At 45.9% G+C, this 10,604-nt stretch carries 8 protein-coding genes; all 8 read left to right on the top strand.

The genetic code is table 11. From position 1 onward, the window contains the following. Positions 1-937 (top strand): Hpt domain-containing protein (locus J6I68_RS01620; RefSeq protein ID WP_292216688.1); only part of this gene is annotated, 937 nt, incomplete at its 5' end. A gap of 83 nt (positions 938-1,020) precedes the next feature. Beyond that, positions 1,021-4,266 (top strand): carbamoyl-phosphate synthase large subunit, encoded by a 3,246-nt coding sequence (gene carB / locus J6I68_RS01615; protein WP_292216686.1) that lies wholly within the window; start codon positions 1,021-1,023, stop codon positions 4,264-4,266. Positions 4,267-4,277: 11 nt separating this feature from the next. Next, on the top strand, positions 4,278-4,730 hold the full coding sequence (locus J6I68_RS01610; protein ID WP_292216683.1) for a hypothetical protein: 453 nt from the start codon (positions 4,278-4,280) through the stop codon (positions 4,728-4,730). A gap of 46 nt (positions 4,731-4,776) precedes the next feature. Beyond that, complete coding sequence (locus tag J6I68_RS01605) at positions 4,777-5,088, top strand: hypothetical protein (protein WP_292216681.1); 312 nt, start codon at positions 4,777-4,779, stop codon at positions 5,086-5,088. A 98-nt stretch (positions 5,089-5,186) separates the two neighbouring features. Further along, complete coding sequence (locus J6I68_RS01600) at positions 5,187-6,197, top strand: deoxyguanosinetriphosphate triphosphohydrolase (RefSeq protein ID WP_292216679.1); 1,011 nt, start codon at positions 5,187-5,189, stop codon at positions 6,195-6,197. Positions 6,198-6,221: 24 nt separating this feature from the next. Continuing rightward, positions 6,222-8,000, top strand: a complete 1,779-nt coding sequence (gene dnaG, locus J6I68_RS01595) for a DNA primase (RefSeq protein WP_292216676.1) — start codon at positions 6,222-6,224, stop codon at positions 7,998-8,000. A gap of 508 nt (positions 8,001-8,508) precedes the next feature. Continuing rightward, a complete protein-coding gene (rpoD, locus tag J6I68_RS01590) occupies positions 8,509-9,681 on the top strand; it encodes an RNA polymerase sigma factor RpoD (protein ID WP_292216690.1) in 1,173 nt (390 codons plus the stop codon). A 12-nt stretch (positions 9,682-9,693) separates the two neighbouring features. After that, complete coding sequence (locus tag J6I68_RS01585) at positions 9,694-10,578, top strand: class I SAM-dependent methyltransferase (RefSeq protein ID WP_292216675.1); 885 nt, start codon at positions 9,694-9,696, stop codon at positions 10,576-10,578. Positions 10,579-10,604: the final 26 nt, after the last annotated feature.

Raw genomic sequence — 10,604 nt, 5'->3', positions numbered from 1 at the left:
TCCAAGGAATGCTAAACCCAATCTTGACTTTGTATTTATCACCCACGCAGGTGTATCTGAGGAGATGCTTGAAAAGATCAAGGAGATGGTTCTTTTGAGATTCCCGTTTAAAAACGTGATATTCCAAAAGGCCTGTGCTGTCATGTCTATCAGCTGTGGCTCAGGTGCCTTTGCCATCATGTACATTGATGAAATAGACCGCGCATATAACCTTGAAAAGCTGGTTTCCTATGATGATGCACCGGTAATAGTGCCAGATAATAATCGAAAGTTAAGACCACAGGTGGCTACAGAAAGAAAAGAGGAGTGGTTTGAAGGCATCATAGGCATTGATAAAAACATTGCTATTGAAAACAGTGGATCTGAGGAGTCCTTCCTCTCAGTGCTGTCTATTTTCTATAAATCAATTGAGGAGAAGATAAAGGAACTTGAGGATTATTACGAAGATGGTGACTTCGACAGCTACACCACTAAAGTCCATGCTCTAAAGAGCTCTGCCCGCCTTGTAGGAGCGCAGAAGCTCTCTAAGGACGCTGAAGATTTGGAGATGGCAGGTAAGGCTGGAGATATTTCTTTTATCAGAAAGAACCATGACAGCCTTATGGAAGAGCTTAGGGGATTTAAAGAGCCTCTTGAAAGGTTCTATGAAAAGAATCCTGTATCGGCTGAGGATACTGGCGATGAGGAGAATAGTACTGCAGTAGAAGATTACGCTGTATCTGATGAGGACCTTGGGGAAATTCTTATAAAGAGCATGTATACTGCGCTGAAAGCCGGTGCAATGGAGAAAAATAGGGAGTTCCTTGGTAAGACCTTTAAGGAGATGGAGGACTTTTCTTTTTCTGAGCAGCATGTGCAGATCATTACAAAATTAAGAAATTGCTTCGAAAAAGAGGACTATGAGGCCATGGAAAATATACTAAAAGAGATTAAATAAAATCAATAATTTTATACTTGTCTTTGTGCCGATTGAATAATAGAATTGTAGGGATGGAAAAAGATTAATCGGGGAGGAACAAAATGGCACAGAGAACAGATATCCACAAAGTACTTATAATCGGTTCAGGGCCTATCGTTATCGGACAGGCTTGTGAATTTGACTATTCAGGGACACAGGCATGCAAAGCCCTTCGTAGCCTTGGGTATGAAATTGTTTTAGTTAACTCCAATCCGGCAACTATCATGACTGATCCGGAGATGGCTGATAAGACTTATATTGAGCCGCTTAATGTCGAGCGCGTTGCGGCAGTTATTGAAAAAGAAAGACCAGATGCATTACTCCCTAATTTAGGCGGACAATCTGGTCTTAATTTGTGCTCTGAGCTATATAAGGCAGGAGTCCTCGATAAATATAATGTTAAGGTAATAGGTGTCCAGGTTGACGCAATCGAGCGAGGCGAAGACAGGACAGAGTTTAAAAAGACCATGGACATGCTGGGCATTGAGATGGCAAGATCAAAGGCCTGCTACAGCATAGAGGAAGCTTTAGCTGAAGCTGACGAACTTGGCTATCCTGTAGTTCTTCGTCCTGCCTACACCATGGGCGGCGCAGGCGGCGGACTTGTTTACAACAAGGAAGAGCTTCAGACTGTATGCGCAAGAGGCCTTGCAGCATCTATCATCCACCAGGTTCTTGTTGAGGAGTCAATCCTTGGATGGGAAGAGCTTGAGCTTGAGGTAGTAAGAGACAAGGATAACAACATGATCACCGTATGCTTCATTGAGAACGTTGATCCTGTTGGTGTTCACACAGGTGATTCCTTCTGTACAGCACCTATGCTGACAATTTCTGAGGACCTTCAGAAAGAGCTTCAGCGCCAGGCCTACAAGATTGTTGAGCACATCGGCGTTATCGGCGGAACCAACGTACAGTTCGCCCATGACCCTAAGACTGGCAGGATCGTTGTTATCGAGATCAACCCTCGTACTTCCCGTTCATCAGCCCTTGCAAGTAAGGCAACAGGTTTCCCGATTGCCCTTGTATCAGCCAAGCTTGCTACAGGACTTACACTTTCAGAGCTTCCGGATTCCAAGTTTGGAACCCTTGATAAATACGTTCCTAATGGCGACTACGTTGTTGTTAAGTTTGCCCGCTGGGCATTTGAGAAGTTCCACGGCGTAGAGGACAAGCTGGGAACCCAGATGAGAGCTGTTGGCGAAGTTATGTCCATCGGCAAGAATTTCAAGGAAGCTTTTCAGAAGGCCATCAGATCTCTTGAAAAGGGCAGATACGGCCTTGGCAACGTGAAAAAGTACGAGGAGATGGACAAGAATGAGCTTCTTCGCATGCTCAAGGACGCTTCCTCAGAGAGATATTTCCTTATATATGAGGCACTTAAGAAGGGCATCACTGTTGATGAGCTCTTTGATATTACCAAGGTTAAGCACTATTTCCTTAACGAGATTAAAGAGCTTGTTGATGAAGAAAAAGAGCTGGTTTCCAAGTTTAAGGGACAGGTTCCTTCAGAGGATGCTTTGGTTAAAGCCAAGGAAGATGGCTTTGCAGATAAATATCTCTCCCAGATACTTGATGTTTCTGAGGATGATATCAGAAATACAAGAGATAAACAGGGACTTACTGAGGAGTGGGACGGCGTTCACGTTTATGGCACCGAAGGGGCAGCTTACTACTACTCAACTTATAAGAGGGGCGCAAGCCTTGAGAACCCTAAGGACATGGGCGCTGGCGGTTCCAAGAAGATCATGATCCTTGGCGGAGGCCCTAACAGGATCGGTCAGGGTATTGAGTTTGACTACTGCTGTGTACATGCAGCTCTCGCCCTTAAAAAGCTTGGTTTTGAGACCATCATTGTAAACTGTAACCCAGAGACAGTTTCAACTGACTATGATACATCAGATACACTTTACTTTGAGCCACTTACTCTAGAGGATGTTCTTCAGATCTACAGAAAAGAGAAGCCTGTTGGAGTTATCGCTCAGTTTGGTGGACAGACACCTCTTAACCTTGCAGCCAAGCTCAAGGAAGAGGGTGTCAACATCCTTGGTACAACTCCCGAAGTTATCGATCTTGCAGAGGACAGAGACCAGTTCCGCATCATGATGCAAAAGCTCGGTATCCCTATGGCAGAGTCAGGAATGGCATCTGACGTAGAGGGTGCTAAAAAGATCGCTGCAAGGATCGGATATCCTGTAATGGTTCGTCCTTCCTTTGTCCTTGGCGGAAGAGGAATGGAGATCGTAAGAGACGAAGAGAGCATGGAAGGCTACATGAAGGCAGCTGTTGGTGTTACACCTGACAGACCTATCCTCATTGACAGGTTCCTTCACAACGCCCTTGAGTGCGAGGCAGATGCCATAAGTGATGGAAAACAGGCCTTTGTTCCTGCTGTTATGGAGCACATTGAGCTTGCTGGTATCCACTCCGGAGACTCAGCCTGCATCATTCCAAGTAAGCACATCTCTGAAAAGAACCTTCGCACCATCGAGGAATACACCAGAAAGATCGCTGTTGAGATGAACGTAGTTGGTCTTATGAACATGCAGTACGCCATCGAGGACGACACTGTATATGTTCTTGAGGCTAACCCAAGAGCATCAAGAACAGTTCCTCTTGTATCCAAGGTTTGCGGAATAAAGATGGTACCAGTAGCTACAGATATCATCACATCACAGCTTACTGGAAGACCTTCACCAGTTCAGGAGCTTATTGCTAATAAGTCAAAGGAAGAGCCAGCTTACTATGGAGTAAAAGAGGCTGTATTCCCATTTAATATGTTCCCTGAAGTTGACCCGGTACTTGGACCTGAGATGCGTTCAACTGGAGAAGTCCTTGGACTTGCCAGGACTCCTGGCGAAGCATTCTTTAAGGCCTACGAGGCAGCAGGAGCAGCACTTCCGCTGGAGGGAGCAGTACTTATTTCACTTAATTCTGAGGACAAGCCAGAGGCAGCAGATATTGCAAGAGCCTTTGCTGATGAGGGCTTTAAGATCTACGCTACTGGCAAGACCTTTGAGAACATAGTAGATGCAGGCATTGATGCAATAAGGATCATGAAGAACTACGAGGGTGGAAGACCAAACGTAGAGGATGTTATCAAGAATGGAGATGTGCAGCTTGTGATCAATACACCAATTGGAAAGGGAGCAGAGCACGACGACGGATATCTTCGCCGCGCAGCAATAAAGGCTCGCATTCCATACATCACAACTGTAGCAGCAGCTAAGGCAGCAGCAGAAGGTATCACTGAAGTCAAGGCTAAGGGTTGCGGCCACATCAAATCACTGCAGGAGTATCACCAGATCTAAGGAGGCAGGATATGGGCGATAGTGAAAACAATCAGGAAGTTCAGCAGGTAATTGCAGATAAAGAGCAGGTAATTGCAGATAAAGAGCAGGCCATGGCTGCGATGCTCATTGTGGCTAAGAAACAGCTCTTTTTACAGAGGATAACGACACTGGCTACAGTTGGTATATTTGTGGTTGTGCTGGTGGCTATGATCGTACTGGTGCCTAAGGTAACTATGACGCTTACCAATATTGATCAGATGGTGGCAGATGCAAGCAGTTCTGTTGAGAATATCAATGCCATGGTTGCGGAGATGACAGAAGCCAGTAAGAATCTGAATCAGCTGGTCAATGATAATACTGAGCCCCTTACACAGGCTGTCAATAATATGGCTGGTATTGATTTTGAAGGACTCAATAAGGCGATCACAGATCTTCAGGCCACAGTTGGACCTATGGCCCAGTTCTTTAGCAGATTCAGGTGATGTGCGCCTAGTCGCAAAATGGCAGTAGATAGGACGTTTTGGAAACATGGAAATTGAGTTATCAAGCTTTTTTAACTTAACACATTATGAATATGGCGAGGCGTACTTTGGAAGCCACAAGGGAATGAGATACAGGCTGGCAAGAGAACCACTGAAAAATGTCTTTTTCGTAAAGAAGGAAGACAGGGAACCGGCGACACTTATGGCTACTGTATGGCCTGAGCCATATTCCTATGCAAATACTGACAAGGATTTAATGGTCAGTGAACACTTTGACGTATCTCAGGAGGGTTTTGAAGCAGCTGTAGCCTGGATAAATGAGCAGTATGAGAGCCGAAAAAGTGAATGGACAAATTAATTTTGTATAAATAAAAAGGATTTTTAAGTCCCACGTCGAATAATAGTAGATGTGGGACTTTTTTGTCCCCATAATCTACCTGAGAAAGAAGAACAGCATTGAAGATACGTGAGAAACTTGAAGAAAGAGAAACTCAGATCTTAAGCACACACGCTTGTCTTAGCATGAATTCCAAGGGAAGAGAAAAAGAAGAAAAACCCTGCGACATAAGGCCTTGTTTCCAGAGAGATCGCGATCGTATACTTTATTCCAAGTCATTTAGGCGCCTCAAGGACAAGACTCAGGTCTTTTTGTCTCCGGATGGCGATCATTACAGGACGCGCATGACCCATACCCTTGAAGTTTCGCAAAATGCCAGGACTATTGCCAAGGCTCTTCGCTTAAACGAGGACCTGGTGGAGGCCATTGCTCTTGGTCATGACCTGGGACATACGCCCTTTGGTCATGCTGGAGAGAGGGCGCTTGATGCGGAGTGTCCTGAGGGGTTTAAGCACAACGAGCAGAGCCTTAGAATAGTTGAGAAACTTGAGAACTATGGCAAGGGACTTAACCTTACCTGGGAGGTTCGTGATGGGATTTTGAATCACGAGATGGATCTGACCCCTGGAACACTTGAGGGCAAGGTTGTGCGTCTTTCTGACAAGATCGCTTACATGCACCACGACATGGACGATGCCATCAGAGGCGGGATCATAGAAGAGAGCGACGTTCCCGACTCCATCACCAGTGTCCTGGGACATACCAAGGGCGAGTGGCTGGATGGTTTCATTCACGATATCATAGCCAACAGCATGGACAAGGATGACATCAGGATGTCAGAGGAAGTCTACGAGGCTTTCCATGCCCTAAGGCGTTTTATGTTTGAAAGAGTATATACAAACCCGGTGGCTAAGGGGGAGGAGACCAAGGTCGATGACATGATCAAGATCCTTTACCACTATTATGTGGGGCACATCGATCAGCTTCCTGACTATCTTAAGGAGATGATGGACAGGGGCGAGGCTTCAAGGGAGCGCATTGTCTGTGATTATGTAAGCTCAATGACAGACAGATACGCAGTTGCCACTTTCCAGGAGGTTTACATTCCAAAATCCTGGACAGTTCTATAAAAGTATTGAAATGGGGAAAAGAAATTGCGCTATTCAGATCAGATTGTAGAAGAAGTCAGGTCGCGCAATGACATTGTGGATGTGATAGGGCAGTATGTTCATATCCAGAAAAAGGGAGCCAACTATTTTGGCCTGTGCCCTTTTCACAATGAGAAGTCCGGTTCGTTTTCTGTGTCACCAGGCAAGCAGATGTACTACTGCTTTGGTTGCGGAGCCGGCGGTAACGTGATCACTTTTTTGATGAAATATGACAACTTAACATTTGCAGAAGCACTTAAGCAGCTGGCAGACAGGGCAGGGATAACCCTTCCTGAAGAGGACAATTCGCCGCAGGCCAGGGCTCTTCGGGATAAAAAGCAGATCCTGTTTGATATCAATAAAGAGGCGGCCAAGTACTATTACTTAAATCTCAAAAGGCCTGAGGGCCAGGTAGGAGTTGAGTACTTTAGAAAGAGGGAGCTGTCTGATGATACCATTAAGCACTTTGGACTTGGTTATTCAGGTCTAAGCTCCAATGACATTGTGGGTCATCTTAAAAAGCTTGGATACTCGGATGCGCAGATAATCGAGGCGGGGCTTGCTTCCTTTGATGAAAAGAGAGGCACTTCAGGCAAGTTCTGGAACAGAGTCATGTTCCCTATAATGGATGCCACTGGCAAGGTCATTGGCTTTGGCGGCAGAGTTATGGGAGATGCCAAGCCCAAGTACTTAAACTCACCTGAGACTCCGATATTTGATAAGAGCCGAAACCTCTTTGGACTTAACTATGCCAAGAACTCAAGGGCTGGATACATGATAATCTGCGAGGGCTACATGGACGTAATCGCCATGCACCAGGCGGGATTTGACATGGCAGTTGCCTCCCTTGGAACGGCCTTTACTCCTGGTCAGGCAATGATCCTTAAGAGGTACACAGACACTGTGATACTATCCTATGACAGCGACGAAGCAGGAACCAAGGCTGCACTTCGCGGAATCGGAATACTTAAGGACGCGGGACTTAAGGGCAAGGTCCTTGATCTTCGTCCCCACAAGGATCCGGACGAGTTCATTAAAAACGAGGGCAGAGAGGCTTTCGAGGAGAGGATCAAAAACGCAGAGAACACCTTCTTTTTCGAGGTCAGGGTCATGCAGTCCAGATATGATTTTAGTGATCCTGTTTCCAAGACCGAGTTCCAGAGGGAACTGGCAGGGAAGCTGTGCGAATTTGAAGAGGCTCTCGAGAGAGAAAACTACATTGAAGCTGTGGCAGCAAGATTTGGCTTTGCCATAGATGACCTTCGAAGGCTTGTAGCTGATACTGCAGCAAGAGGCGGCGGGGTAAGACAGATAGAAAGACCAAAATCCGGAATAGCAGTAAAAAAGAGTCCGGACGATGGAGCAAGGAAAAACCAGAGGCTCCTTCTTACCTGGCTTTCGGATGAACCTGCTATTTTCCCTAAGGTTATTAAATGGGTAACACCTGAGGATTTCTCAGATGATCTATACAGAAGTGTTGCAAAAGAACTTTTTAAAGGCCTGGAGGCTGGGAACTTTTCACCGGCATCAGTGCTTGACCACTTCACTGACGAGGAGGAACACCGGCAGGTAGCTGAGATGTTCAACACCAATCTGGTGGAGATCGAGACCAAAGAGCAGAGGCGCAAAGCGTTTAGAGATATCATCTACGCAGTCAAGCACTCTGGCTACGAGCGCCAGAAAAAAGAGCTTCAACTTGATGACCCTGATTATCTGACAAAAACCATACAGGGCAAGAAAGAATTGGAAAAACTATCTCACGCAGATATTTCTCCTGACGACTAGAATACATAGGACATAATCGAAAAAATCTATCAAAAAAGAAAAGGAAAGAGTAAAAATGGCAACTAAGAAAGATACAGCAAAAGAAACAGAGAAGAAGACTAAGGCAGCTAAGACTACAAAGGCTGCAAAGGAAGAAACAAAGGCACCTGCTAAGAAGGCTACTAAGGCTACTGCTACTAAGGAGACTGCGAAAGAAGATACCAAAAAGAAAACTTCCAAGAAGGATGCTGAAGAAGTAGCAGAGGAAAAGTCAGCTAAGAAGGCTACTAAGGCAACTAAGGCAGCAGAAGAAGCTAAGGCACCTGCAAAAAAGAGCGCCAAGGCAGTTAAGGAAGTTGCTGAAGAAAAGCCAGCCAAGGCAGCTAAAGCATCAAAGAAAGCTGCAGAGTCAGCAGAGGAAAAACCAGCTAAGAAGACAAGAGGCAAGGCTGCAAAGACAGAGGAAGCACCTGTAGCTGCAGGGGATGGAGAACTTGATGAGGCAGCCAAGGAGCTCTTTTCCCAGAAGATCAAGGAAATCCTTGCTCTTGCCAAGAAAAAGAAAAATGTTCTTGAGTATGCAGAAATCAGCGATTTCTTTGCAGATATGGGACTTAATGAGGAGCAGCTTGATAACGTCCTTGAAGTTCTTGAGAATTCCGGAATAGACGTTCTTAGGGTATCTGATACTGATGATGATATTCCTGACGATGACGATATGGTCCTTACAGATGAGGACGAGGTTGATATGGAGAATATCGACCTGTCAGTTCCTGACGGAATCAGCATCGAGGATCCTGTCAGAATGTACCTTAAGGAGATTGGTAAAGTACCTCTTCTTACAGCTGAGCAGGAGATCGACCTTGCCAAGGCTATGGAGGCAGGTATTGACGCTGAGAAGGCTCTTGCAGAGGACGAGGGCAAGAACAAGCTCTCAGCTGCCAAGAAGAAAGAGCTTGAGCAGGCCGTTTACGAAGGCAATGAAGCCAAGAAGCGCCTTGCAGAGGCTAACCTTCGTCTTGTTGTAAGTATTGCCAAGAGATATGTAGGTAGAGGAATGCTGTTCCTTGACCTTATCCAGGAAGGTAACCTTGGTCTTATCAAGGCCGTTGAGAAGTTCGATTTCAGAAAGGGATTCAAGTTCTCAACCTACGCTACATGGTGGATCAGGCAGGCTATCACAAGAGCTATCGCTGACCAGGCAAGAACAATCCGTATCCCTGTACACATGGTTGAGACCATCAACAAGCTCATCCGTGTAAGCCGTCAGCTTCTTCAGGAGCTTGGCCGTGAGCCACTTCCAGAGGAGGTTGCAAAGGAGATGAACCTTCCTGTTGAAAGAGTACGTGAGATCCTTAAGATTTCCCAGGAGCCTGTTTCTCTTGAGACTCCTATCGGTGAGGAGGAAGATAGCCATCTTGGTGATTTCATTCAGGACGACAACGTTCCTGTACCTGCAGATGCTGCAGCGTTTACACTGCTCAAAGAGCAGCTGGTTGAGGTTCTTGATACTCTTACAGAGCGTGAGCAGAAGGTTCTTCGCCTTCGCTTTGGTCTTGACGATGGAAGAGCAAGAACCCTTGAAGAGGTTGGTAAGGAGTTCAACGTAACCCGTGAGCGTATCAGACAGATCGAGGCCAAGGCACTTCGTAAGCTCCGTCATCCAAGCCGCAGCCGTAAGCTCAAGGATTACCTCGACTGATAGGAAAACTATATGGACAACAGATTAGATGTTCTAAAGGGCAGGATGTCTGAAAGGCTGATCACTGTTAGTGAGTCATTGGGAACGGTTCGCAAGTCATTGGGGACGGTTCTCCTTGACTTACGGCGCAAGTCAGAGAGGACCGTCCCCTGTGACTTGCGACCTGTCTCCGAGGATTTGCTCGATGCCTTGCCGTTCGAGCCCTTTAGTTGTACCGCTGATGTTGGCTGTGACCATGGATACGTGTCCATGTATCTGGTCCTTAGCGGGATATCCAAAAGTGCCATAGCCATGGACCTCAGGAAAGGGCCATTATCTGCAGCTAGGAATAATGTGGCTGAATTTGGTATCGCTGACAAGGTACAGGTAAGACTCTCAGATGGTCTTTTTGCACTTGAGGACGGAGAGGTCGATTCCCTTGTGATAGCAGGTATGGGCGGTAAACTCATGCTGAGTATCCTTGAGAAAAGAGATATCGCATCCCTTGGAATCAAGGCCGGAGTATTGCAGCCACAGTCAGACATCCCGGAGTTTCGCGGATATATGAGAGGCAGAGGCTTTGAGATAGTTGATGAGCGCATGGTCTTTGAGGATGGTAAGTACTATTTTCCTATGGTGATAAGTTTTTCTGGAGATGGAAAAAAATACGAGGCTACCCTTAAAAAGCTTATGGGAGAGCTATCTGTAAGCAGGGATGACGCACTTAGACTTTCAGATAAATATGGCCTTTACAATATCCTTAGAAGGGAAGAGCTTTTAAAGTCATATTTAGAACATGGCAGGGAAGTCAGCTCTTCGATAATTGTGGGGTTAAATAAAGATCAGCACCCTGACAGGTTCAGGGAAGTTGCTACAGAGCTTAGTGACATAGAATTACTTCTAGACTTTTTTGACTGATAAGGAGAAAACGTATGCCTAAGATT

The sequence above is a fragment of the Butyrivibrio sp. genome (assembly GCF_017940685.1).
In the GTDB taxonomy this organism is placed as follows: Bacteria; Bacillota; Clostridia; order Lachnospirales; family Lachnospiraceae; genus Butyrivibrio.
This window is presented reverse-complemented; position numbering and strand designations above follow the sequence as displayed.

What these genes read in the sequence shown, in the direction of transcription:
- carB (WP_292216686.1), top strand. Translation starts at nt 1,021, where the DNA reads ATGGCACAGAGAACAGATATCCACAAAGTACTTATAATCGGTTCAGGG.
- J6I68_RS01610 (WP_292216683.1), top strand. Translation starts at nt 4,278, where the DNA reads ATGGGCGATAGTGAAAACAATCAGGAAGTTCAGCAGGTAATTGCAGAT.
- J6I68_RS01605 (WP_292216681.1), top strand. Translation starts at nt 4,777, where the DNA reads ATGGAAATTGAGTTATCAAGCTTTTTTAACTTAACACATTATGAATAT.
- J6I68_RS01585 (WP_292216675.1), top strand. Translation starts at nt 9,694, where the DNA reads ATGGACAACAGATTAGATGTTCTAAAGGGCAGGATGTCTGAAAGGCTG.